The sequence below is a fragment of the Mesorhizobium sp. CA7 genome, from assembly GCF_020165015.1.
GTDB lineage: Bacteria > Pseudomonadota > Alphaproteobacteria > Rhizobiales > Rhizobiaceae > Mesorhizobium.
Window position 1 is genome coordinate 385,595 of the sequence record NZ_JAIUHH010000003.1, and the last position, 24,061, is coordinate 409,655.

A 24,061-nucleotide genomic window follows, 5' to 3' on the forward strand; every position below is an offset into this window, starting at 1 on the left:
GCCGGTGCCTGTCAGTGTATGGCCACAGGAGCGAGAGCGCGCGAGAGACTTGCTTCGCCCTTGCCGTAGACGGACGGGTCGTAATTGGCCAGCGTGTCGGTGCGGGCCGTATTGAGCAGGTCGTTGGTGATCTGGACGGGCGTCGCCTTGGTGAACTTGCTGCCGATGATCGCAGCATAGCCGGAGATGATCGGCGCGGCAAAAGACGTTCCGTAGAGCCCGGTCTTGTCACCCTCGACGCCGACCACCAGGAAGTGGCTCTGCACAGCCTGGTCGGAGCCGGCATAATTGGAATACCAGGCGAGCTGGGCCTTGTTGGCTGTGGTTCCGTTCGTCGACAGCGCGCCGACGAAGATCGCGGTCGGTTTGCCGATCAAAGCAAGGTCGAGATAGTCCTGCTGGCCACCAGTGACCCCGCCAACAGCGACCGCGTCATTGCCGGCCGCCTTCGAGACGATGGCCGAACCTTTGGTGGCGTAGGAGATGATCGAGGACTCCTCTGGAGCCCACCAGATCTGGTTCGCGCTGTAGCCCGCGGTTGTGTACATGCCGTAGCTCAGGTTCAGCACATTAAGGCCGCGTGCCAGCGAAACGGCCGTGCCCGTCGAGAAATCCTTGGAGCGGATGGTCGCGGCGGGAGCAATCATGCTTGCTTCCTCGCGCGTCCATTCGCCGTGTCGCTGGGTCTGCACGCCGATCCCGAAATTGCCGGAAAAGCGCGAGGTGCTGCTGAAGTCGTCGACCATGGTGATGGTGACGCCCTTGCCCTTGTAGCCGGCGGCCCATGCCGCGCCGACGTCGGGGCTCATCCAGTTCTGTACCGTTTGCGTCGTGCGCGCGACCGGTATCTTTGCACTCACGCAGATCGAGCCGCCGCCATGGCAGAGCGCCGCCGTCTCGTCCGCGCCGAGGCCCTCCTGCGCCGAGGCAATGGGCGCCGAAAGGATGGCAAGGGCGGCAACGAGGCCGAATTTCAGGTGACCAGCAGACATGTTCCAACTCCAGCCAAACAAGAACCAGGACGGGCGATCGCGCGTTTCGGGACGAGATGGACTTTTCATTCGCGGCTCCCGGCGATCAGAAAGTGAGACGATAATTCAGCCACAGATGCATGCTCTCAGGCTTGGCGCTAACCAGGTATTTCAGGGTTTCCTGCGGCGCCATCTCACCGGCTGCGAGCCGGCAATTGACACTGTAGGAGCCCAGATCCCCGTAGTCGGCCAGGCAAGGTTTCTCGGTGAGGTTTCCGCCGATGATCGACGTTACGGACAGCGACAGGGTGCTGTTCGGATTCGGATGCGTCTGGGTGAGGAAACCGAGCTTCAGGCTGGGCCCGATGGTGTATTTGTCGCCTTGTTCGCCGGTCCCGAACCCCCAAAGGATGCCGGTGTTTTCGGTAACCTGGGTGAGCAGGTCGACATGCATGTCTACCCAGTTCGTGTGGTACCATTGGTTGAACGAGACCCAGCTTCCATTCTGCAGCTCATAGCCGCCACCGCCGAGGCCTCGGGCACGGTCGCTCAGCGGCGACCCCTGATGCATGCCGATCAGCGAGGTGGTCATCATTTCCTGGGCGGTCGCGGGAGACGCGCCGAGACATGCGCACAGCAGCAGCGCCGCCTCGCACGATGTTCTCCTCTTGCCGGATCGTTCGCGCATGCGCGAAACACCTCGCCCCACCGATCCGGTCAGCGCCTTGGGTGGCGGCGAGTTTCTCGGCCAGCCCTGCAGCCGGATCATTTGCCCGACGGTGGCACGAATTCCGTTACCGCAAACTTAAATGAGACGACTCGAATATAAGTATCTGTTTGAAATGCCGGGCCGGTCCGGACCTTCCGGGATCGACTCAGGCAAATTGGTTCGCAACTCGCGATGGAACATGCTCAGGCCCTGAGCCGTCCTGATTTCGCTGCCGGTCGATCTGTTCGAAGGTGAGGAGTCCCTCAGGCCGCGTCGCGAACCTTCTGGATGCGGGAGCGTATCGCCTCGATCATCGTCTCGCGGATGACGGTCTCGCCATGCGTCTCGCGCATGTGCTCGACGGCCCGGCGCATCACCTCGGCTTCTTCCTCGGCGCGCGTATGCCAGTCACAGCCGGGGACAAGCGACCCGCATTGGAATTCCTTCATCGGACTTTCCTTTCCTCGTTCTGCTGGAAAACCATAACACATGCGACCGGTTTCGGTTGCATCGCAGCCCGCGGCAGACTGCTTTTCTCTCCAAAAAAGGAAGGCGGAGCAGTGCTGCCCCGCCTTCCTTGCCGCCTGAGAACTCGATCTGCCTTTGACGGGCAGGCCTTCACTTCATGATCTTGACGGCCTCGGCAATCTTGTTCTTGCCGCTGATGTCCCAGGAGACGCGAACCTTCTCGCCGGCCTGGATGCCGGGATCCTTGAAGGCCTTGGACAGCTTGAAAGTGGATCCGTCGTCCAGAACAAGACTCATGGCCGTTCCGTCAAAGCTCTTGACGGTGCCGGTGGTGTGCTTGACCGCTGCGAGCGCGGCGCCGCCGGAGGCGAGAAGGGCGGCGGTTGCTGCGGTCACGATAAGCTTGCGCATGGCGTGCTCTCCTGGAATGCGGGTGCCCGATTCGGCGAGGCACCTCGTGATCAGGGTCGTCAAGTCGCGCCGGCTCACGGCCGGAGGGAGACGAGATGATCTCCGCTTCGACCGCCGGCGCTTCCCGACCCGGCGATCTTAAATAGCTCAATTTTTTCAAAGGGATATTAGACGAAAAAGATATCGTCCCTGCCACATTGCCGGCCAAGATTCGGCGAATTGGACAGCAATGCGGCCGTCGCCGCGCTCACCGGATCGTTACGGCCATTTTACCTCGGGCGGCAGGCTGGACAGGATCGAGGCGACATTGCCGCCGGTTTTCAGGCCGAAGATGGTGCCGCGATCGTGAAGCAAGTTGAATTCGACGTAGCGGCCGCGCCGGATGAGCTGTTCCTCGCGCTCGCCATCAGTCCAGTTCTGGTTGAAATTGCCCCGCACCAGATGGGCATAGACGACGAGAAAAGAACGTCCGACATCCTGGACGAAATTGAGATCGGCGTCCCAGCCGCCCCTGTCCTCGTCAGAATGCAGCCAGTCGAAGAAGATGCCGCCGATGCCGCGCGGCTCGTTGCGGTGCGGCAGGAAGAAATACTCGTCGCACCACGATTTGAATTTGGGATAGTCGGCGACGGCGGCGTTCTTCTCGCAGGCGAACTGCATGGCGCGATGGAAGGCGATCGTGTCGGGATCGTCCTGGGTGCGGCGGCGGTCGAGCACCGGCGTCAGATCGGCGCCGCCACCGAACCACTGGCGCGTGGTGACGACCATGCGGGTATTCATATGCACGGCCGGCACGTTGGGGTTCCAGGGATGTGCTATCAGCGAGATGCCGCTCGCCCAGAAGCGCGGGTCTTCCTCGGCGCCGGGAATCTGCCTCCTGAACTCGGGCGAGAATTCGCCATGGACGGTCGAGGTGTGGACGCCGACCTTCTCAAAGACGCGGCCGCGCATCATCGACATGGTGCCGCCGCCGCCGCGGCCCTCGTCGCGCTCCCAGGGGGTCTTCTCGAAATGGCCGGGCGACCATGACGCTTGCGGGCCGGTGAGTTCCTGCTCGATCTGCTCGAAAGTGGCGCAGATGCGCTCGCGCAAGGCCTCGAACCACAGACGTGCCTTCATCTTCTTCTGCTCGATGTCGGCCGGCAGGCCCACGGGAAGGTCAGGTCTTTCCAATTCGGTCTCCGGTTACAGGCACACTTGCCTGACAAATGACTCGTCTTTTCAGGGCGCGATCCCTAATCTCTTGAGAGGAAGGGTCAAGTCCTGTCTGACCAAGGTGCAAAGGAGTTCCTTCGTGCGCACCCCGGCAAGACCGCCGCTGGATGGCTTACGCAAGAGGCTGGAGCGCTCACGGGCTGAGCGCGAAAACCAGCCGCGCGACGGTTTCCTGCGCGAAACCTTCGTGCTGCCGCGCCCGGATGCGCGCCTCAAGGCCAAGGAGTGGTTCGAGCGTTTTCCGAAACAGGCCTACTGGACCGAGATCGAAAGCTGGTTCGAGCGCCCGGGCGACGTGATCGAATTCACCATGCGGCGGCTGCCGGCGGCCGATTAAGGTGCATTGATATTCAGGTGAGGCCAGCCTGCAAATGGCGGCTCCTGCGCTTCCGGTGCTCACGTACTTTAAGTACGCTCCGCTCCGGTTCTCGGAAGCCACTTTCGACTCGGCCTGACCTGAATCTCAATGCACCTTGGCGGCAGACTGTCAGCGCACCGCCAGCCGTCTCGCCCCCGTCCCCTCCTTGGCCAGCCGATCTTCCTTGTTCCTCAGCGGGCATTTGTCGATCGACATGCAGCCGCAGCCGATGCAATCGGTCAGGCCGTCGCGCAATTTCTTGAGCTGGGCGATCTTCTGGTCGAGCTCGTCGCGCCAGGCTGTCGAAAGCAGGTTCCAGTCCTCGCGGTTCGGTGTGCGCTCTTCCGGCAGCGACTGGAACGCCCGGGCGATGTCGGCAAGCGAGATGCCGACCTCCTGGGCGACGCGGATGATCGCCACGCGCCGAAGCACGTCGCGGCTGTAGCGCCGCTGGTTGCCGGAGGTGCGGTGGCTGCGGATCAGGCCGCGCGCCTCGTAGAAATGCAGCGCCGATACCGCAACGCCGCTGCGCACGGCCACCTGGCCGACCGTCAATTCCCTTACTGGAGCCATCTCGATTTTTCCGCTTGACCTCAAGTTAAGTTGAGCTTGTAGCCAAGAAACGTCGATGGGACAATTGCAGGAGAAGGCGATGTGCGCCTGCGTGAGAATGACGCCGCGAGTGGACCCTGCGCGCAGCAATGAAGAAGGGCTCGAGGTTCTAGCCGAGCTGGCGCAGCGCTTCGCCCGCGACCATGGCGACGGACAGCGCGACATTGATGCTGCGCGCTCCGGGCCGCATCGGGATGGTCAGTCGCGCATCCGCCGCCTGGTGGACCTGGTCCGGCACGCCGGCGGATTCGCGGCCGAACAGAAGGATGTCGCCGGCAGCGAAAGCAAAGTCGGTGTAGGCGGCCGTGGTCTTGGTGGTGAGCAGCACGAGGCGGCGCGCGTTGGTCTTTCGCCACCCCTCGAAGGCGTGCCAGTCGGCATGGCGGGACAGCGCCGCCATTTCGAGGTAGTCCATGCCGGCCCGTTTCAGCGCCCGGTCGGAGAGCGGGAAACCAGCCGGCTCGATGATATCGACGCCGATATCGAGGCAGGCGGCGAAGCGCAGGATTGTCCCGGTGTTGCCGGCGATGTCCGGCTGGTAGAGCGCGATGCGGAGACGATCGTTCATTTCCGTATCCTGCTAATAAGTGGCAGATCGGCCACAGGCGCCTCCGGCTTTCGGCGATTTCTGGACTGGCGGGTGGCCATTTTCTGCGAAGTCGAGTATATGCTGACCATCGTCAACCCGAACCGAAGGAGGGGGACCACATGATGACCATGCACTTCCAGCTCCTCTCCGGGGCACCCCTATGCCCACCGGCGGTTTCGGTACGACGATTCTTCTGACACTTTAAGTCCTCATCGCACCGATTCCCGCCGAACCCAGTTTTCGGCCTTCGAAGGAATCTTGCGATGTTTTTCAAACTGCCAAAGGGGCGCCGTGCCCCAGCTGAGCGTGTCGGGACCGACGCTAGTCGTCTCCCGGCCGATTCGATCCGCGCCTTCGGCCGAATGCCGATGGTCGAGGCCGCATCACCGTTTTTAACGCATTTGCATATGGAGGACGGGCCGATGTTCGATCCCTACAAAATACCTGGTTCAAGAAGCCTGCACGAGCGCAAGGCGGCTACCTGGGCGCTGCTGATCGGCGAGACCTATTCGTCGGCCGTGCATGCCGAGGAACGGCGCAGGCCGCATCGCGGCATGCTGCCGGACGTCGATTTCTCGCGCGCGGTGCCCGACCACAGCCGGCCCACGCTTGTGCGCCGGATCATCCGCCTGATCCGGCCGGGCGACAGGAGCCGGGCAGGCTCCAGCCTTTCGTCGGGAAGTTCGGTGCCGTCAGGGACGTCAAACGAGCCTGTCGGCGAAATGCCGGCGAAACCCTATATTGCGCGGGACAGGGCCGGCGATGCGGATGATTCCGTATCGCCGGCCCGCAATGCCGCGCGGCCGCAAAGCCTTGCCCATCAATCCCGCGCCGCGTGAGCGCCTAGATAGTCGAGTGCCTGGAATGTTCCGCTGGTTTGAAAACAGGCTCGATCCGTTTCCCGCCGCGGAGCCGGTCGAGCCGCCGAAGACGCTGATCGCCTTCTGCGTTCATTATACGCGCGGCGTTTGGCCCTACATCGCCGTAGATGCGGTGCTGGTGGCGGCGATCGCCATCACAGAAGTGTGGATGTTCGGTTTCATGGGCCGCATCGTCGACTGGCTGTCCGCGCAGAACCGGGAAACGTTCCTGCAGACCGAGAGCTGGAAACTCGCCGGCATGGCTTTCATCGTGCTGTTTGCGCTGCCCGGTACGGTGTGGCTGCGTTCGTTGCTCAACCAGCAGACGCTGATGGGCAATTATCCCATGCGCATCCGCTGGCAGGTGCATCGCTATTTGCTGAAACAGTCGATGGCTTTCTACCAGGACGAGTTCGCCGGCCGGATCGCCACCAAACTGATGCAGACCGCACTCGCCGTGCGCGACTTCGTCATGAAGCTGATAGATGTCCTCAACTACGTGATCGTCTACTTCCTCGGCATGCTGTTCATCGTCGGTTCGGCGGATTTGCGGCTGGCCGCACCCTTGGGTGTGTGGCTGATCGGTTATGTCGCCTTGCTGTGGCATTTTATTCCGCGGCTGGGCAAAGTCGGCGAGGAGCAAGCCGACGCACGCTCGACCATGACCGGCCGCGTCGTCGACAGCTACGCCAACATCCAGACGGTGAAGCTGTTTTCGCACGCGCGCCGCGAGGCGACCTTCGCCAGGGAAGGCATGGCAGGCTTCCTCGACACCGTCTACCGTTCTATGCGGCTGGTGACGGTGCTTTACGGCCTGCTCTACATCCTGAACTCGCTGCTGCTGGTCTCTGTCACGGCGATCTCGCTGTGGCTGTGGCTCGGCCAGGCGGTGACGATCGGCGCAGTAGCCGTGGTCATCGGCCTTGTGCTGCGCATGTGGGGCATGTCGCAATGGATCATGTGGGAGATGTCCGTGCTGTTCGAGAATATCGGCACGGTGCAGGACGGCATCCAGTCGATCTCGCTGCCGCGGCTGGTCGAAGACAGGCCGGGCGCCAATGACATCACCGTCGCCCGGGGCGAGATCCGCTTCGAGGACATCCGCTTCCATTACGGCAAGCAGAAGGGCGTCATCGAGAACCTGTCGCTCACCGTGAAACCCGGCGAGAAGGTCGGTATTGTCGGTCGCTCCGGCGCCGGCAAATCGACACTGGTCAATCTGTTGTTGCGCTTCTACGACCTGGAAAGCGGCAGGATCCTCGTTGACGGCCAGGAGATTGCGGCGGTGACGCAGGATTCTTTGCGCGCGCAGATCGGCATGGTCACGCAGGACACTTCGCTGCTGCACCGCTCGGTGAAGGAGAACATCCTCTATGGCCGGCCGGACGCGACCGACGAAATGCTCATCGAGGCGGCGCGCCGGGCGGAGGCGCTCGATTTCATCGGCGGGCTCTCGGACCATAACGGCCGCAAGGGATTCGATGCCCATGTCGGCGACCGCGGCGTCAAACTGTCCGGCGGCCAGCGGCAGCGCATCGCGATTGCCCGCGTCATGCTGAAGGACGCGCCGATCCTCATCCTCGACGAGGCGACGTCGGCGCTCGATTCGGAAGCCGAGGCAGCCATCCAGGAGAACCTCTACAAGCTGATGCAGGGCAAGACCGTCATCGCCATCGCGCACCGCCTGTCGACGATCGCGGCGATGGACCGGCTCGTCGTCATGGACAAGGGGCGCATCATCGAGGAAGGCTCGCATGAGGAGCTCGTCGCCAGGGGCGGGCTCTACGCCCAGCTCTGGCAACGCCAGTCGGGCGGCTTCCTGCTCGATGACGCGCCGGCTGAGCCCGATGCCAGGTCGCTTCGATCCGAGATGGCTGCGGAGTAACGCGATCGCGATTGCAGCAACTCCGTCCGGAATTGCGCAAAACAAAGACTTGGAGCGGCCCGGCGGTTCTGTGAGCCGTCGAGCCGCTCCGGCATCAAGGTTACGGCGATTGCGGGGAATCGATCCCGGGCGTAACCACGACCTCGCCAGAGGCCTGCTGGCGACCAGATCGGTTACCGGCGGATTTCCGGCGCGATGAGAGAAAAATGTTCGACCGCATCTTCACCTGGTTCGAAAGCCGTTATTCGCCGGTGGCGCTGGCCGACGACAGGCAGCCGCCAATGGGCCTTTGGCGGTTCTACTGGTATTTCATAAGACAGTTTCGCGCCGCCTATCGGTTGCGCATGATCATCGTTGCCCTCGCGGCGGTAGTGGACGCGATGCTGCCGATTTTCGTCGGCCTGATCGTCGGCCTGCTCTCCAGCACCAAGCCAGGCGATTTCTTTGCTGCGCACATGCCATTGCTCGTCATGATGGCGATCGTCGTGCTGCTGCGTCCGCTGTCGATGGTTGTCGATGGTCTCATCCGCAACCACGCCATCGCGCCGAACCTCATCGACCTCATCCGCTGGCAGAGCCATTGGCACGTCGTGCGCCAGGACTGGTCGTTCTTCCAGAACGACTTCGCCGGCCGCATCGGAACCAAGGTCATGCAGAGCGGCGATTCGGTGGAGATGAGCGTCAACCTCACCGTCGATGCGGTCTGGTACGCGCTGGTCTTCGTCGCGGTCGCCATCGTCGTGCTGGCGCGGCTCGATACGCTGCTGCTGGCTGTGGTGGCGGTGTGGCTGGTATTCTACTGCCTCATCTTCTGGTCCGCGATGCCCAGGATCACGCAGCGTTCGTCCCAACTGTCGGAACGGTGGTCGCAGGTGAGCGGCCGCATGGTCGACAGCTACACCAACATCCTGACGCTCAAGACGTTCTCGACCGGCGAGCACGAAGACAAATATGTCTCGCACGCGGTGGTCGAGCATGCCCACACGTTTTACCAGCTGATGCGCGTTTTCACGCTGATGTGGTCGGCCCTGTTCGTCCTCAACGCGGCGCTGCTCATTGCCATAAGCTGGCTGGCGCTGGCCGGCTGGAACGCGGGGACCATGACTACGGCAGCCGTGGCGACCGCGATACCGTTCGCGCTGCAGATCGCCAATATCTCCGGCAGGATCCTCGATGTCGGCGCCAACGTTTTCCGGCAGATCGGCGTTGCCAGCAATTCGATGACGACGATCGCGCGTCCCATCACCACGCAGGACCAGCCTGACGCACCGGCCCTCGCCGTGACCGCCGGCGGCATCGAGTTCGACCGGGTGAATTTCAACTACTGGCGCAAGGACGGCAAAGGCGGCGTCATCGACAATCTGTCGCTGAAGATCGCGCCGGGCGAGCGGGTCGGCCTGATCGGTCGCTCCGGGGCCGGCAAGTCGACGCTGGTCAATCTCGTGCTGCGGCTGTTCGACGTCCAGGACGGCAAGGTGCTGATCGACGGACAGGACATCCGCCACGTCTCGCAAGAGAGCGTTCGCGCGGCGATCGGCTTCGTCAACCAGGACACGTCGCTCTTGCATCGATCCGTTCGCGAGAACCTCAAATATGGACGCCAGTCGGCCAGCGACGAGGCCATGTTTAGCGCCGCCAAAGCCGCTCAGGTCGACGATGTGATCGCGGCACTGACCGATCCGCATGGGCAGAGCGGCTATGAGGCGCTTGTCGGCGAGCGCGGCGTGAAGCTGTCCGGCGGCCAGCGGCAACGCATCGCAATTGCCCGCGTTATGCTGAAGGACGCACCGATCCTGATCCTCGACGAGGCTACGTCCGCGCTCGATTCGGAAGTGGAGGCCGCCATCCAGGAGAACCTCTACAAGCTGATGCAGGGCAAGACCGTCATCGCCATAGCCCACCGGCTGTCCACCATCGCGGCGATGGACCGGCTCGTCGTCATGGACAAGGGCCGCATCGTCGAGGACGGCTCGCATGAGGCGCTGATCGCCAAGGGCGGGCTCTATGCCCAGCTCTGGCGGCGCCAGTCGGGCGGTTTCCTGCTCGAGGAAAAGCAGGCCGCCGACGATCTGGCGGCGAAAGGTGAAGCCGCGGAATGATGAAAGGCGTCTATCGCTGGTTCGAGGGCTGGGTCTATCCGTTCCGCGAGCCCGTGAATCTTCGGCCACCCGCCAGCGTCGGCGGCTTCCTGTGGCACTATGTCGGGCAGGCCAAGCTCGCCTTCTTCGCCATGCTCATCATCGGCGGCATCGCGCCGCTGGTCGAGGCAGGCTTGTTCTATTTCGTCGGGAGGCTGGTCGATATCCTCGACCAGTTGCCCGGTGAGCGCAGCTGGCACGCGCTGTGGGCGGCCGCCGGTCCCGAGCTCCTGTTCATGGGCGCCGTGGTTCTGTTCATCCGCACTCTGGTGGTCGGCCTGTCGGCGCTGGTCGACGAGCAGACGATCACGCCCGGATTCTACAATCTGGTGCGCTGGCAGGCGCACCGGCACGTCTCGCGCCAGTCCTATGCCTTCTTCCAGAACGATTTCGCCGGCCGCATCGCGACAAAAGTCTGGCAGGCGGGGCAGGCGACCGGCGACCTGATGGAGAGCTTCATCGAGGTGGTCTGGTTCATGATCGTCTATACGGTGACGACGCTCGCACTGGTCGCCGGTCTCGATCTGCGGCTGGCGGTGCTGGTGGTGATCTGGATCGCTGCCTTCGGCTGGCTGGCGAAACTCTATCTGCCGGCTATCCGCAAGCATGCCGAGGCGACCGCCGAGGCCGGTTCGATGATCACCGGCCGCATCGTCGATTCCTACTCGAACGTGCAGACGTTGAAGCTGTTTTCGGCCGACGGCGACGATCGCTATATCCGCAGCGGCTTCGGCATCTATCTCGACGCGCTGCGGCCGTTCACACGCCGGCTGACCGGCGTGCGCATGGCGCTGACCATGCTCTCCGGCATCATGATCACGGCGATCGCCGCTTTCGCCATCTATCTGTGGGTCGAAGGCTCGATCACGGTCGGCGCCGTCGCCTTCACGCTGTCGCTGGTGCTCAGGCTCAACATGCTGCTTGGAAGGCTGATGATGCAGCTCAACGGCATCCTGAGGAATCTCGGCGTGCTGGAGAATTCCAAGGCGCTGATCTCGCAGCCGCTTGGCCTGACCGACGCGCCGGACGCCAAGGAACTGGTCGTCGCCGGCGGCCGCATCGACGTCAGGAACGTCACCTTCCATTATGGCAAGGGGGCCGGAGTGCTCGACGGCATCGACCTCGTCGTGCATCCGGGCGAGAAGGTCGGGCTGGTCGGCCCGTCGGGCGCCGGCAAGACGACTTTGGCCAACCTGATCCTGCGCCTCTATGACCTCGAGGGCGGCCAGATCCTGATCGACGGCCAGGACATCGCGCATGTGACGCAGAACTCGCTGCGCAGCAATATCGGCGTGGTCAGCCAGGATACCGCACTTTTCCACCGCTCGCTGCGCGACAACATCAAGCTCGGCATGCCGGACGCGACCGATGCGCAGGTGATCGCCGCGGCCAGGAAAGCCGAGGCGCATGACTTCATCCTAGGGCTGCGCGACAACCGCGAGCGCTCCGGCTACGAGGCCTATGTCGGCGAGCGCGGCGTGAAGCTGTCCGGCGGCCAGCGGCAGCGCGTCGCCATCGCGCGCGTCTTCCTCAAGGATGCGCCGATCCTGATCCTCGACGAGGCGACCTCGGCGCTCGATTCCGACATCGAGGCGGCGATCCAGGAGAACCTGACCAGACTGATGGAGAACAAGACGGTGATCGCCATCGCGCACCGGCTGTCGACCATCGCAGCGCTCGACCGGCTCGTGGTGCTGGACGGCGGCCGCATCGTCGAACAGGGCACGCATGACGAGCTGGTGGCGCTCGACGGGCTCTATGCGCGGCTCTGGAAGCGGCAGTCCGGCGGCTTCCTGTTCAACGAGGAAAGCGCGCTGGAAGAGACGCGGCCAGCGGAGTAGAACGGCATCATGTCGGTACGCATGCCTATGAATTTCGGACGGTCAGGCGCGCAGGAAAGCGCGCTCGATCTGCTCGGCCACGAAATCCTCGCCGAGAAGGCCGCAGCGCTCGGCCGCGCCGGCCGGCGTGTCGAGGAAACCCTTGCCAGATTGCGCGAGAGCGGCGAGGGCGAGCATCGCAACCGGCTGCTTAAGGAGGCGGCAGCGGCCGTCCATGCCTATTTCATCCAGCGCGAGCTTTGCGGTTTGCGCAAGCATGACGCCGTGATCCGCGAATACGACATCCCGCGCGCGGTGCTGGTCAGGCTCGGCGCCAGCTAACCAGCTATTCCAGCCATTCGGTGATGAAGTGGCCGTTCTCGTGTATGTCGGTGCTTTCGAGCGGGCCAGGCCCGAGATTGGTGAATTTGTGCGGCGTGTCGGGCGGCACGATCAGGATCTGGCCGGCCGTGGCCTTGATCTCCTGGTCGCCGATCGTGAACAGGCCCGGAACGGATGACGAAGATTTCCGCGTAGGGATGCTTGTGCAGACGTGGGCCGCCGCCGACAGTCGGCTGATAGTTGAAGATCAGGCAGGAATTGGCACCGAACTGGCCGCATTGCAGCTCGCCTTTCCAGCAGTCGGGGGCGTCGGCCCAGCTGTCGCGTTCAATGACATGCGCCATGACGCCAGAATAGACCGGGCCAGGAGCCGATGTCGAGGCGAACACCGGCTCGATTGCCCCCGGATTTCCCGCTGTTTCACCCTGTCCGGCGGCCTGGCGGGGACGCGTCGGCCTGGGCCGCCGCGCATCCCCGCGACAATCTGCCCTTGTGGTCTCACCCCGCTGGACAAAAACGGGCCGCACGCATAAACCGAACTCCAAATGCCGGAGGAATTCGCTAGCCTGTTCGCCATGCGCTGTCGGGCAGGTGCGATTGAGCGGGGACAAGGCTCGGCCTCCGGTTAGGAAGAGGCGAAAGGATCAGGCACCCGTGAGCGCAACCGACATCCACGATCCCAACCGTCGCGATTTTCTCTACGTAGCCACCGGCATGGCCGCCGTTGTCGGCGCCGGAGCCGTCGCGTGGCCGTTCATCGACCAGATGCGCCCCGATGCCTCGACCCTGGCGCTGGCTTCGGTCGAGGTCGATGTTTCTTCACTGCAGCCCGGCAGCTCGCTGGTCGTCAAGTGGCGCGGCAAGCCGGTGGTGGTGCGCAACCGCACCGAAAAGGAAATGAAGGACGGCGCGGCCGTCAATCTCGCCGATCTCAAGGATCCGATCGCACGCAACGCCAACCTGCCGTCCGACGCGCCGGCGACCGACGCCAACCGCACCACGCCTGGCAAGGAAGCCTGGATGGTGATGGTGCAGGTCTGCACGCATCTCGGCTGCATCCCGCTCGGTCAGGAAGGCGATTTCGGCGGCTGGTTCTGCCCGTGCCACGGTTCGCAATACGACACCGCCGGCCGCATCCGCAAAGGCCCGGCGCCGGAGAACATGGCGATCCCGGTATTCAAGTTCATTTCCGATACCAAGATTCTTATCGGTTGAGGCAGGGGACATTTCGATGAGCGAGGGACACTCGACCTATACGCCCAAGACCGGTATCGAGCGCTGGTTCGACGCCCGCATGCCGCTGCCGCGGCTGGTCCATGACAGCTTCGTCGCCTATCCGGTGCCGCGCAACCTCAACTACATGTGGACGTTCGGCGGCATCCTGTCGATCATGCTGGCCGCGCAGATCCTGACCGGCATCGTGCTGGCGATGCACTACACCTCCGACACCAATCTCGCCTTCGATTCGGTCGAGAAGATCATGCGCGACGTGAATTCGGGATGGCTCTTGCGCTATCTCCATTCTAACGGCGCCTCATTCTTCTTCGTCGCCGTCTACATCCATATCTTCCGCGGCCTGTTCTACGGCTCCTACAAGGCGCCGCGCGAGCTCTTGTGGATCCTCGGCTGCATCATCTACCTCCTGATGATGGCCACCGGCTTCATGGGCTACGTGCTGCCTTGGGGCCAGATGAGCTTCTGGGGCGCTACCGTCATCACCGGCTTCTTCAGCGCCATTCCGCTGGTGGGGAACTGGATCCAGGAACTGCTGCTCGGCGGCTTCGCCGTCGACAATCCGACGCTGAACCGCTTCTTTGCGCTGCATTACCTGTTGCCGTTCATGATCGCCGGCGTGGTCGTGCTGCACATCTGGGCACTGCATGTCGTGGGCCAGTCGAACCCGACCGGCATCGAGGTCAAGTCGAAGACCGATACCGTCGCCTTCACGCCCTACGCCACCATCAAGGACGCGTTCGGCATGATCGTGTTCCTGTTCGTCTTCGCCTATTTCGTCTTCTACCTGCCGAACTTTCTTGGCCATCCGGACAACTACACGGTCGCCAATCCGCTGAAGACGCCGGCCCACATCGTTCCGGAATGGTACTTCCTGCCGTTCTACGCGATCCTGCGCGCCATCACCTTCAACATCGGCCCGATCAATTCCAAGCTCGGCGGCGTGCTGTGCATGTTCGGCGCCATCGCCATGCTGTTCCTGGTGCCGTGGCTCGACACTTCCAAGGTGCGCTCGGCGGTCTATCGTCCATGGTACAAGCTGTTCTTCTGGCTGTTCGTAGCCGACGCCATCCTGCTCGGCTGGCTGGGCTCGCAGCCGGCGGAAGGCAGCTATGTGTTCATGGCGCAGATGGCGACGCTGTTCTACTTCGCCTTCTTCCTGGTCGTCATGCCGGTGCTCGGCCTGATCGAGACGCCGCGCAGGCTGCCGAATTCGATCACCGAGGCCGTGCTTGAAAAGAAAAAGGGCGGCAGCGGACATCCGGCACGCGCTGCCGCCGCGCCGGAAACCACGGGCTGAGAATCTGAGGGGATTTTGGGTATGAAGAAGATTCTCACCTCGCTGGCGCTGCTTGGCCTGGTGGTCGCGGGCACCGCTGCCATCGCCGCCGAAGAGGAACACAACGCGGCCGCTCCGACGCATTTCCCGATCAACGAACCGAAGGAAATGAGCTGGAGCTTCGCCGGTCCGTTCGGCACCTATGACAAGGCGCAGCTGCAGCGCGGCCTGAAGGTCTACAAGGAAGTTTGCTCGGCCTGCCACTCGATGAACCTGGTGGCTTTCCGCACGCTGGAAGGCCTCGGCTATTCGGAGGCGCAGATCAAGACTTTGGCCGCCGAATACACCATCCATGACGGCCCGAACGATGCCGGCGACATGTTCGATCGTCCCGGCAAGCCGTCGGATCACTTCCCGGCGCCGTTCCCGAACGAGCAGGCCGCGGCATCCGCCAATGGCGGCGCCGCGCCGCCCGACATGTCGCTGCTTGCCAAGGCACGCGGCGTCGAGCGCGGCTTCCCGCGCTTCATCTTCGACATCTTCACCCAGTATGCGCAGGGCGGCCCGGACTACATCCACTCGCTGCTCACCGGCTACGACCAGACGCCGCCGGCCGGCATGGTGATCCCGGAAGGCACGCACTACAACCCGTACTTCCTGTCCGGCGTGTCGTTGAAGATGCCCAAGCCGCTCTCGGACGGCCAGGTGACCTATGACGACGGCTCGCCGCAGACCGTCGACCAGTATGCGCGCGACGTCTCGGCCTTCCTGATGTTCGCGGCCGAGCCGCATCTCGAGGATCGCAAGAAAACCGGCTTCCGCGTCATGATATTTCTGCTGGTCTTCGGCGCATTGGTCTACATGACCAAGCGCAGGGTGTGGGCCGACGTGGCGCACTGAGGCGGCGTCGATCGCAAGAATTTTGAAAGGGCGCCACAAGGCGCCCTTTTGTATTTCGGCGCGCGCAAACCGGGGCGTGTCACATGATCGTCATCGCTCGTGGCGATCCTGCCTCGCACTCACCAAAGGATCGCACCCATGAAAAGATATGCATCGCTCGCGGCGGGTTTCCTGCTGCTTGTCACCGGATATGTCGCCCATGCCGATGAGGCCCAGCCTTTCGTCACCAGCAAGGACATCGACCTGACGATGATCCTGCCGCCGCCACCGGCCAATGACTCGGCGGAAACCAAAGCCGAGCTCGGCGAGGTGCTGACGCTGCAGGTGACGCGCACGCCGGAAATGGAAAAGCGCGCCATCGCCGACGCCGAGGAGAATATCTGGCGCTTCGCCGACGTCATGGGCCCGAATTTCAACAAGGAGAAGCTGCCGAAGTTCAGTGCCTTCTTCGATCGCGTCGTGGCGACCGAAGGCGCCGTCGTCGATCCCGCCAAGGATGTCTGGAAGCGGCCGCGGCCGCATCAGCTCAGCGATCTGGTCAAGCCGGTCGTGAAGCTGTCGAGCTCCGGTTCCTGGCCATCTGGCCATGCGACGGTCGGCACCATGATGGGCATCGTCCTTGCCGACATGGTCCCCGAAAAGCGCGCCGAGATCATGGCGCGCGCGGCCGAATTCGCCCACAACCGCGTGGTCGGTGGCATCCATTATCCGTCCGACATCGAGATGGGCAAGATCTCCGGCAGCGTGATCGCCGCGGTCCTGCTCAACCGTCCAGATTTCAAGGCCGAGTACGAAGTGGCGCGCTCCGAGCTGCGCTCGGATCTCGGCATGTAGCCGCTCGGTAGCGCCTGCTTTTCGAAGGGCGCCTTCGCGGGCGCCCTTTTTCATTATGGTCGAGGCCGATCGGTGCCGATCCTTTGCCGGATGTGCTTGTCTCTGGCGCGACATCGCGGTAGCCCTTGTCGGTCGCGTCGGGCAGCAAAGGCCGACGCCGCCAAATCCGACAGCCGGACACGCGGAAAGCCTCGATGAAATCCTCCCTCGAAGACACGCTGCTTGCGGCCATCCGCACCATTCCGGATTATCCCAAGCCCGGCATCCTGTTTCGCGACATCACCACGCTGCTTGGCGACGCGCGCGCCTTCCGCCGCGCCATCGACGAGCTGGTCCATCCCTATGCCGGATTGAAGATCGACAAGATCGCCGGCATCGAGGCGCGCGGCTTCATCCTCGGCGGCGCTGTGGCGCACCAGCTTTCGGCAGGCTTCGTGCCGATCCGCAAGAAAGGCAAGCTGCCCTACGAGACGGTGCGCGTCGCCTACAGCCTCGAATACGGCCTGGACGAGATGGAGATGCACAAGGACGGCGTCTCGCCGGGCGAGAAGGTGATCGTGGTCGACGACCTGATCGCCACCGGCGGCACGGCGGAAGCCGCGGTGAAGCTGCTGAGGCAAATCGGCGCCGACATCGTCGCGGCATGCTTCGTCATCGACTTGCCCGACCTCGGCGGCCGCCAGAAGCTGGAAGCGCTAGACGTGCCGGTGAGGACGTTGATCGGGTTCGAGGGGCATTGATCTTCCCCTTCTCCCCTTGGGGGAGAAGGTGTCGCCGAAGGCGACGGATGAGGGGTGTTCCAGGGAACGCCAACGTCGCACTTCGCTGGAACACCCCTCATCCGTCTCGGCGCTGCGCGCCGATCCACCTTCTCCCACAAGGGGAGAAGGAGAGGCGCTATCCCACCTTCACCAGAACGGCGCTGTCGAACTCAATCACCTTGTCGCCGGTCGAATCGAAGCCTTCCGAACGCAGCGTCAGCAGGTTCCAGCCTGGGCGCCCGGCGAGCGGGCGGTGCGCCTGCGCGGTGCGCGTGAAAGTCACGGTCTCGCCGGCATAGACCGGCTTCAGCCATTTCAAATTGCGGAAGCCGGGCGAGGGGCCGAACTCGGGCTGCGGACCGGGGCCTGTCCAGCGCACGCCCTCGGTCTCCATGCGCTTTTCGAGATTGTATTTCATCCAGGTGGCGGCAGTGTGCCAGCCCGAGGCGCAGAGCCCGCCAAGCACGCTCTCCTTCGCCGCCTCTTCATCGACGTGGAAGACCTGCGGATCGTATTTGTTGGCGAACACCTTGATCTCGTCGGCTTCGAATTTATGCGAGCCGAGCGTGACGGTCTCGCCGATCAGGAAATACTCGTCGAGGGTCATGACGGGTCCCTTGCGGCATCACGCGCCAGGAACATGCCGGTGTTTTCGAGTTCGAAGACGCTTTCGCCGCGCTGATTTACGAGCTCGCTGCGCATGGTGACCAAGCCGAGCTGCGGCCTCGATTTCGACTGGCGCTTGGAAAGTATGGTGAGCGTGCCGGTAAGCCTGTCGCCGGCCAGCACCGGCTTCTTCCATTTCACATGCTCGATGCCGGGCGAGCCCTGCGAGGTCGAATCGAGCAGGAAGGCGTCGCACAGCATGCGCATGAACATCGCACAGGTATGCCACCCCGAAGCCGAAAGCCCGCCGAGGATGCTCGCCTTGCCGGCTTCCTCGTCGAGATGCATCGGCTGCGGATCGAACTCCGAGGCGAATTCGATGATCTCGGCGGCGCTTACGTCCTTGCTGCCGAGGTCGAGCGAGGCGCCCTCGGCGAAATCCTCATAGGCCCAGGTCTTTCCGGTCATGATCGGCAATCCGGTTGACGAACGCGATCCGCAAGGATCGGAAAACCCGGATGCCGGCCCAAGTCGATTTGGTCAAGTGATTTCTGGTAAGCCAGCCGTCGCCGGCCAAGTCCGTCAGAGCCAGCCGCGGCGGCGGAAATACCAGAAGGGCAGGATCGCCGAGACCACCATCAGGGCGATGGCGAAGGGGTAGCCGAACTCCCATTTGAGCTCGGGGATGATGTCGAAGTTCATGCCGTAGATCGAGGCGACCAGCGTCGGCGGCAGGAAGATGACGGCGGCGACCGAGAAGATCTTGATGATGGCATTCTGCTCGATCGAGATCATGCCGAGCGTGGCGTCGAGCAGGAAGGAGATCTTCTGCGACAGGAAGGTGGCATGGTCGGCGAGCGAGAGCACGTCGCGCGACAGCGTCTTGATGCGGGCGCGCACATCCTTGCTCATCTTGGTCTGGTCAGCGACGTGGGCGAGAAAGCCGGCCAGGCGCTGCAACGAGATCAGGCTGTCGCGGACCGAGGAAGCGATGTCCTCCTTGCGGCCGATGCCTTTGAGGAGCTCCTGGAAATCGCGGTTGCGCTTCGAGGCCTTGGTCGAGCGCGCTTCGAAAATGTCGCGCGAGATCGTTTCCACCTCGCGGCCGGCGCGCTCGAGGATGTCGGCCAGGCGATCGACGATCGCCTCGAGGAGGCCGATCAGGATGGTGTCGCCGCTGGTGCAGCCGGTCGCCACCTTTTCGGCGCGCTGCGGGAAGGTCTTGAAGGCCTTGGGCTCATGATAGCGGATGGTGATCAGCCTCTTGCCGGCGAGCGCGAAGGTTACGGGCGACATCAAGGGATCGTCGGCCTCGGTCTGCGCCGGCAGCACGGCGGTCATGAAGTAGCCGCCGTCCTCGATATAGAGCCGGCTCGAAATCTCGATCTCTTCCATTTCCTCGCGGGTCGGGATGGCAATGCCCAGCCAGCTCTCGATGCGCGCCTCTTCCTCCTTGGTTGGGTTGAAAAGATCGGCCCAGACGATCCTGTCGCCGTCCGCCGCAAGGTCCTCCGTGAGGCGCAGGCGATCATTGTCCACGACGAAGGTCTTTATCATCGCCGGGTCTCCCTGGAGATCAGGTGTTGAACTTGAACAGCATGATGTCGCCGTCCTGGACGACGTATTCCTTGCCTTCGTCGCGCGCCTTGCCGGCTTCCTTGGCGGCCGCCTCGCCGCCCAGCGTGACGAAGTCGTTGTAGGAGATCGTCTGGGCGCGGATGAAGCCGCGCTCGAAGTCGGTGTGGATGACGCCGGCCGCCTGCGGCGCCTTATCGCCCTTGTGGATCGTCCAGGCGCGCGTTTCCTTCGGCCCGACGGTGAAATAGGTGATCAGATGCAGGAGCTCGTAGCCGGCGCGGATCACCTTGTTGAGGCCCGGCTCATCGAGGCCGATCGAGGCAAGGAACTCCATTTCCTCCTCGTCTGAAAGCTGGGCGACTTCAGCCTCGATCGCCGCCGAGATCACCACCGTGCCGGCGCCCTGCGCGGCCGCCATCTTCTCCACCGCCCTGGTGTGCTCGTTGCCGGTGGCGGCGGCCGCTTCGGCGACGTTGCAGACATAGAGAACGGGATGCGAGGTGAGCAGGTTCAGCCCCTGCAGGATGCGCAGGTCCTCCGCGGCGATGCCGTTGAGCAGGAAGCGCGTCGGCTTGCCGGCTTGCAGAAGCTCGAGCGCGGCCTCCATCATGGGCAGGACGGCCATGGCTTCCTTGTCCTTGCCGGCGGCGCGCTTGCGGATCTGGGCGATGCGGCGCTCGAGGCTTTCGAGGTCGGCGAGCATCAGCTCGGTCTCGACCGTCTCGGCGTCGGCGACAGGGTCGATACGGCCTTCGACATGGGTGATGTCGTCATCCTCGAAGCAGCGCAGCACGTGCACGATGGCGTCGACCTCGCGAATGTTGGCGAGGAACTGGTTGCCCAGCCCTTCGCCCTTGGAGGCGCCGCGCACCAGGCCGGCGATATCGACGAAGGAGATGCGGGTCGGGATGATCTCCTTCGACTTGCCGATCGCCGCGATCTTCTGCAGGCGTGGGTCGGGCACCGCCACCTCACCGGTGTTCGGCTCGATGGTGCAGAAAGGATAGTTGGCGGCCTGCGCGGCGGCCGTCCTGGTCAGCGCGTTGAACAGCGTCGACTTGCCGACGTTGGGCAAGCCAACGATGCCACATTTGAAACCCATGTTCGTCCAATCCTGTCGGAAATTCGATTTTGGTGAGGGCTATGGGCGATAGGGGTGACGAACGTCAAGTCCCATGCCTCTATCGTGACAGGGCCTAAAGCGCGTCGCGATCTTTTAGATTCGCTCCCTGCGCTTTAGGCTTTTGATTTTGCGCATGTCTTTACCCCGAAACCGGTTCCCACTTTCGGGAGACATGCTTTAGTCCTTGCCAAAGAGCTTCTTCAGCATGGCAGCCATCGGGCCGCTTTCTGGGAGCTTTGCCGCTGGCTGCTGCGGGCGCGCCTGGCGGACATGGCTTTGCTGCTTCGGCGCCTTGGGCGGCGGGCGGTCGTCGTCGCCGGTCGGCACAAGCTTGTCGCGCAAGGCGAGCGTGACCCGGTTCATGAACGAGCTGTCGTCGCCCTTGGCGAGCAAGCCGGCAGCGTCGGCGATTGCGTCCAGCAGGACATCGAGCCACTCGCGGTCGGCCTTGGCGAAATCGCCAAGCACATGGCCGTGCACCATCTCCTTGACGCCGGGATGGCCGACGCCGATGCGCACCCGGCGATAGGCGTTGCCGACATGCTGGTCGAGCGAGCGGATGCCGTTATGGCCGCCGGAGCCGCCGCCCACCTTGACCCGGAGCTTGCCGGCGGCAAGGTCGATCTCGTCGTAGAAGACGGTGAGGGCGGATGGCTCGAGCTTGTAGAAGCGCAGCGCTTCGCCGACCGACTGTCCGGAGAGGTTCATGAAGGTCTGCGGCTTGATCAGCAGGATTTTTTCGCCGCCGAGCGTGCCTTCTGAGACCAGGCCCTGGAATTTTCTCGACCAGGGCGAAAAGGAATGGCGGCGGGCAATCGCGTCCGCCGCCATGAAGCCGACATTGTGCCGGTTGTTTTCGTATTTCGCGCCCGGATTGCCGAGGCCTGCAAAGACAAGCATCGCCGCCTCCAGACTTAGAGCACGATGCCGAAAAGTGGGAAGCGGTTTTCGGAAAACATCATGCTCTATTTCTTTGATTTAGAGCCGGATGAAATCATCCGGCTCGGAGAATTACTTCTCTTCGGCCTCCGGGGCCGCCGTCTCTTCCACAGCTTCCGTGGTCGCTTCCGTCTCCGGCTTCATCGCCGACGAGCCGGCAACGGTCGCGATGGTGAAATCGCGATCGGAGATGACCGGCTTGACGCCGGCCGGCAGCTTGACCGCCGAGATATGGATCGAATCGCCGATGTCGGTGCCGGTGAGATCGACGGTGATGAACTCCGGGATCGCGTTGGCCGGGCAGTGGAACTCGACTTCGTGACGAACGATGTTGAGCACGCCGCCGCGCTTGATGCCTGGCGACTTGTCTTCATTGATGAAGTGGACAGGCACGTCGACATTGACTTCGGTGTCCTTGCCGATGCGCAGGAAGTCGACATGGACAGGAAAATCCTTGACCGGGTCGAGCTGGAAATCCTTCGGCAGGACCTGGATCTTCTTGCCGTCGACATCGATCGTGGCGATCGTGGTCAGAAACCCGCCGCCATGGATCTTGTAGAAGATGTCCTTGTAGTTGAGCGCAATCGCCAGGGGAGGCTGCTTGTCGCCATAGATAACTGCAGGCACTTTACCGTCGCGACGAACTGCACGGGCGGACCCCTTACCGACCTGTTCGCGCGCTTCGGCTTTCAGCTCATAAGCATCGTGGCTCATGGCATTTCCTTTCGCGTGTTGTGGAGCGTTCGCGGCCGGCAAACCCGTCCGTAAACGTCGAAAGCCGTCGCGGCCTTGCACGATCTGTCGATGCGTTTGGCGATCCAAAAGCGTCTAGGGGATCATGCAGGCCTGGCCGGCCTTCCTCCGCGTTGCCTCCAAGGGTGTCTACGCGGGTGGCGGCTCTATAGCGGAAGGCGGGCAAGGGTGCAAGCGGTTGGGCCGGAAGGCTTGCCGGCGGTTTCCGGTGCCGAAAGGATAAGCCGGAAATCCGATTTGCGGCAAATGTAGGAACGCGCAGTTCTCAGCCGTCCTGCGGCATCTGACCAGACCCAAAGGGGACCGATATGAAGCTTCTGTTCAGCCGCAATCCCAATCCTCGCCTCGCGGTCGCGACGGCGCGCCATCTCAAGGCGGAGATCGCGTTCGAGTTCGCATCGCCCATGGCGCCGGGGCAGGCCGAACGCTATCGCGCGCTGAACCCCAATCTGACCTTGCCGATCCTGGTCGGGCCGGGATGGAGTCTTTGGGAGGCCGACGCCATCGCCTGCCGACTTTCGCGCGAGACGCATTCGGATTTCTGGCGCAGCGGGGAGGACGAGCCGGACATGATCCGCTGGATCAGCTGGGGCAAGGAACGGTTCGCTTTCGCTTGCGACATGGTGCATTTCGAGCGTGGGACCAAGCAGCGCTATGGGCTCGGTCCGATCGATCAAGCGATGGTCGAGGAGGGATTGAGGCAGTTCCACGCCGCCGCCGCGATCCTCGAGCCTGAGCTTGCCGGACGCGATTGGCTGGTCGGCAATTCCGTCTCCTATGCCGACTTCCGCATGGCGACGTTCCTGCCTTTCAACGATGCCGCCCGATTGCCGCTCGACGACTACCCGTCTATCCGCCGCTGGTATGGCCGGCTCGAGGCGATCGATGCCTGGCGCGACCCGTTCCAGGGACTTCAGGCGCCTCCACTGGCTCCGGTCAAGATCGAGGCCTGACCCGCATGGGCTGAACCAATCAACGCTTCTCCCGCGCAAACTCAATCCGTTTGCGCGGCGCGTTTTGAAATCTTCTCGCTCATTTAATTCTATAAAATCTGTAGTCTTAATGAAGAAGTGCCCGCGAGGAGAGCCCGAACATGACAAAGAAGCTGGTGGTTGGATTTTCCGGCAATCTGACCCGTCCGTCAAAGACCAAGGCATTTATCACGCAGATCGCGGACGAAGCGGCTGGCCGCATCGGGGCGGCCTCGGCGGTCCATGACATTGAAGATCTCGGTCTATCGTTCCCGTCGGCACGGCGCATTTCCGATCTCGATCAAACGGCGCGCAATATCGTTGAGCAATTGGCCGGCGCCGATGTTCTGGTGGTGGGGTCGCCGACCTTCAAAGGCAGCTATACCGGGCTTTTCAAGCACTTGTTCGATCTGCTCGATCCGTCGTCGCTGCGCGGCAAGCCGATCGTTCTCGTTGCCACGGGCGGCGGCGAGCGCCATTCGCTGATCGTCGAGCATCAGCTGCGGCCGCTGTTCGGCTTCTTCGAAGCGCTCACCATGCCGACCGCGATCTACGCTTCCGACAAGGATTTCGCCGACGGCGTGCTGGTGTCGGAAGCCACCCAAGCCCGCGCCCGCCAGGCCGTTGCCGAGGTTTTGCGCATCGTTGGCGAAACTCGCAGCGTCGGCCTCGCCGCCTGAATTCAGGCAGTCGTTTTGGAACCCGA

The 24,061-nt window shown here is 63.0% G+C and carries 26 protein-coding genes and 1 pseudogene; 13 read left to right on the forward strand and 14 right to left on the reverse strand.

The window, feature by feature from the left end; translation table 11 throughout:
* Positions 1-11: 11 nt before the first annotated feature.
* The 5 genes from LB552_RS09485 to hemF all read right to left on the reverse strand — a co-directional run bounded on the left by LB552_RS09485 (position 12) and on the right by hemF (position 3,732).
* Complete coding sequence (locus LB552_RS09485; protein WP_095766496.1) at positions 12-992, reverse strand: S8 family serine peptidase; 981 nt, start codon at positions 990-992, stop codon at positions 12-14.
* Between the two features lie 85 nt (positions 993-1,077).
* Positions 1,078-1,740 (reverse strand): hypothetical protein, encoded by a 663-nt coding sequence (locus LB552_RS09490; protein WP_224604399.1) that lies wholly within the window; start codon positions 1,738-1,740, stop codon positions 1,078-1,080.
* Between the two features lie 203 nt (positions 1,741-1,943).
* On the reverse strand, positions 1,944-2,129 hold the full coding sequence (locus LB552_RS09495) for a DUF1059 domain-containing protein (protein WP_095766497.1): 186 nt from the start codon (positions 2,127-2,129) through the stop codon (positions 1,944-1,946).
* A 169-nt stretch (positions 2,130-2,298) separates the two neighbouring features.
* On the reverse strand, positions 2,299-2,559 hold the full coding sequence (locus LB552_RS09500; RefSeq protein ID WP_224604402.1) for a DUF1344 domain-containing protein: 261 nt from the start codon (positions 2,557-2,559) through the stop codon (positions 2,299-2,301).
* A gap of 258 nt (positions 2,560-2,817) precedes the next feature.
* A complete protein-coding gene (gene hemF, locus LB552_RS09505; RefSeq protein WP_224604405.1) occupies positions 2,818-3,732 on the reverse strand; it encodes an oxygen-dependent coproporphyrinogen oxidase in 915 nt (304 codons plus the stop codon).
* Positions 3,733-3,853: 121 nt separating this feature from the next.
* On the opposite strand from hemF, the gene LB552_RS09510 reads away from it, so the two are divergent.
* The gene (locus LB552_RS09510; RefSeq protein WP_095766723.1) at positions 3,854-4,111 is read left to right on the forward strand and encodes a hypothetical protein; all 258 of its coding nucleotides are present in this window, start codon (positions 3,854-3,856) and stop codon (positions 4,109-4,111) included.
* Between the two features lie 150 nt (positions 4,112-4,261).
* On the opposite strand, the gene soxR is transcribed toward LB552_RS09510, so the two are convergent.
* Both soxR and LB552_RS09520 read right to left on the reverse strand, forming a co-directional pair.
* Positions 4,262-4,705: a redox-sensitive transcriptional activator SoxR gene (gene soxR / locus LB552_RS09515; RefSeq protein ID WP_140838707.1), complete on the reverse strand. Its 444-nt coding sequence runs from the start codon at positions 4,703-4,705 to the stop codon at positions 4,262-4,264.
* A gap of 148 nt (positions 4,706-4,853) precedes the next feature.
* A complete protein-coding gene (locus LB552_RS09520; protein ID WP_224524600.1) occupies positions 4,854-5,312 on the reverse strand; it encodes a tRNA (cytidine(34)-2'-O)-methyltransferase in 459 nt (152 codons plus the stop codon).
* Positions 5,313-5,755: 443 nt separating this feature from the next.
* Between LB552_RS09520 and LB552_RS09525 the strand changes: the two genes are divergently transcribed.
* The 5 genes from LB552_RS09525 (at position 5,756) to LB552_RS09545 (ending at position 12,378) form a co-directional block, all read left to right on the forward strand.
* Positions 5,756-6,172: a hypothetical protein gene (locus tag LB552_RS09525; RefSeq protein ID WP_224604406.1), complete on the forward strand. Its 417-nt coding sequence runs from the start codon at positions 5,756-5,758 to the stop codon at positions 6,170-6,172.
* A gap of 25 nt (positions 6,173-6,197) precedes the next feature.
* Positions 6,198-8,078 carry an ABC transporter ATP-binding protein gene (locus LB552_RS09530; RefSeq protein ID WP_224604408.1) on the forward strand — a complete coding sequence of 627 codons (1,881 nt, stop codon included), beginning with the start codon at positions 6,198-6,200 and terminating at the stop codon, positions 8,076-8,078.
* 206 nt (positions 8,079-8,284) lie between these two features.
* Entirely contained in the window at positions 8,285-10,177 is a 1,893-nt protein-coding gene (locus tag LB552_RS09535; RefSeq protein WP_224604409.1) for an ABC transporter ATP-binding protein, read from the forward strand.
* On the forward strand, positions 10,174-12,057 hold the full coding sequence (locus LB552_RS09540) for an ABC transporter ATP-binding protein (RefSeq protein WP_224604412.1): 1,884 nt from the start codon (positions 10,174-10,176) through the stop codon (positions 12,055-12,057). Before LB552_RS09535 ends, LB552_RS09540 begins: the two co-directional genes overlap by 4 nt.
* A gap of 9 nt (positions 12,058-12,066) precedes the next feature.
* Positions 12,067-12,378, forward strand: a complete 312-nt coding sequence (locus LB552_RS09545) for a DUF6665 family protein (RefSeq protein WP_140838699.1) — start codon at positions 12,067-12,069, stop codon at positions 12,376-12,378.
* Between the two features lie 4 nt (positions 12,379-12,382).
* Here the strand turns inward: LB552_RS09545 and LB552_RS09550 are convergent.
* Positions 12,383-12,722 (reverse strand): annotated as a pseudogene (locus tag LB552_RS09550) (cupin domain-containing protein).
* 310 nt (positions 12,723-13,032) lie between these two features.
* Between LB552_RS09550 and petA the strand changes: the two are divergent.
* From petA to LB552_RS09575, 5 genes are all read left to right on the forward strand, one after another.
* Entirely contained in the window at positions 13,033-13,593 is a 561-nt protein-coding gene (gene petA / locus LB552_RS09555; protein ID WP_095766509.1) for a ubiquinol-cytochrome c reductase iron-sulfur subunit, read from the forward strand.
* Positions 13,594-13,609: 16 nt separating this feature from the next.
* Positions 13,610-14,911: a cytochrome b gene (locus LB552_RS09560; RefSeq protein ID WP_224524616.1), complete on the forward strand. Its 1,302-nt coding sequence runs from the start codon at positions 13,610-13,612 to the stop codon at positions 14,909-14,911.
* A 21-nt stretch (positions 14,912-14,932) separates the two neighbouring features.
* Positions 14,933-15,790, forward strand: a complete 858-nt coding sequence (locus LB552_RS09565; protein WP_224524619.1) for a cytochrome c1 — start codon at positions 14,933-14,935, stop codon at positions 15,788-15,790.
* A 138-nt stretch (positions 15,791-15,928) separates the two neighbouring features.
* A complete protein-coding gene (locus LB552_RS09570; RefSeq protein WP_224604414.1) occupies positions 15,929-16,624 on the forward strand; it encodes an acid phosphatase in 696 nt (231 codons plus the stop codon).
* A 194-nt stretch (positions 16,625-16,818) separates the two neighbouring features.
* Positions 16,819-17,364 (forward strand): adenine phosphoribosyltransferase, encoded by a 546-nt coding sequence (locus tag LB552_RS09575; protein ID WP_140838687.1) that lies wholly within the window; start codon positions 16,819-16,821, stop codon positions 17,362-17,364.
* Positions 17,365-17,521: 157 nt separating this feature from the next.
* Here LB552_RS09575 and LB552_RS09580 read toward each other — a convergent pair whose 3' ends face one another.
* The 6 genes from LB552_RS09580 to LB552_RS09605 all read right to left on the reverse strand — a co-directional run bounded on the left by LB552_RS09580 (position 17,522) and on the right by LB552_RS09605 (position 22,345).
* Complete coding sequence (locus LB552_RS09580) at positions 17,522-17,992, reverse strand: MaoC family dehydratase (RefSeq protein ID WP_224604415.1); 471 nt, start codon at positions 17,990-17,992, stop codon at positions 17,522-17,524.
* Positions 17,989-18,459 (reverse strand): MaoC family dehydratase, encoded by a 471-nt coding sequence (locus tag LB552_RS09585; RefSeq protein ID WP_224531110.1) that lies wholly within the window; start codon positions 18,457-18,459, stop codon positions 17,989-17,991. Before LB552_RS09585 ends, LB552_RS09580 begins: the two co-directional genes overlap by 4 nt.
* 114 nt (positions 18,460-18,573) lie before the next feature.
* Positions 18,574-19,548, reverse strand: a complete 975-nt coding sequence (gene corA / locus LB552_RS09590; protein ID WP_140838680.1) for a magnesium/cobalt transporter CorA — start codon at positions 19,546-19,548, stop codon at positions 18,574-18,576.
* 19 nt (positions 19,549-19,567) lie between these two features.
* Positions 19,568-20,671, reverse strand: a complete 1,104-nt coding sequence (gene ychF / locus LB552_RS09595) for a redox-regulated ATPase YchF (protein WP_224604429.1) — start codon at positions 20,669-20,671, stop codon at positions 19,568-19,570.
* Between the two features lie 198 nt (positions 20,672-20,869).
* Positions 20,870-21,592: an aminoacyl-tRNA hydrolase gene (pth, locus tag LB552_RS09600; RefSeq protein ID WP_095766517.1), complete on the reverse strand. Its 723-nt coding sequence runs from the start codon at positions 21,590-21,592 to the stop codon at positions 20,870-20,872.
* Positions 21,593-21,703: 111 nt separating this feature from the next.
* The gene (locus LB552_RS09605; RefSeq protein WP_095766518.1) at positions 21,704-22,345 is read right to left on the reverse strand and encodes a 50S ribosomal protein L25/general stress protein Ctc; all 642 of its coding nucleotides are present in this window, start codon (positions 22,343-22,345) and stop codon (positions 21,704-21,706) included.
* 347 nt (positions 22,346-22,692) lie between these two features.
* Here LB552_RS09605 and LB552_RS09610 point away from each other — a divergent pair, with 347 nt between their 5' ends.
* Both LB552_RS09610 and msuE read left to right on the forward strand, forming a co-directional pair.
* A complete protein-coding gene (locus LB552_RS09610; RefSeq protein ID WP_224604432.1) occupies positions 22,693-23,337 on the forward strand; it encodes a glutathione S-transferase family protein in 645 nt (214 codons plus the stop codon).
* Positions 23,338-23,477: 140 nt separating this feature from the next.
* Entirely contained in the window at positions 23,478-24,035 is a 558-nt protein-coding gene (msuE, locus tag LB552_RS09615; protein ID WP_224604443.1) for an FMN reductase, read from the forward strand.
* Positions 24,036-24,061: the final 26 nt, after the last annotated feature.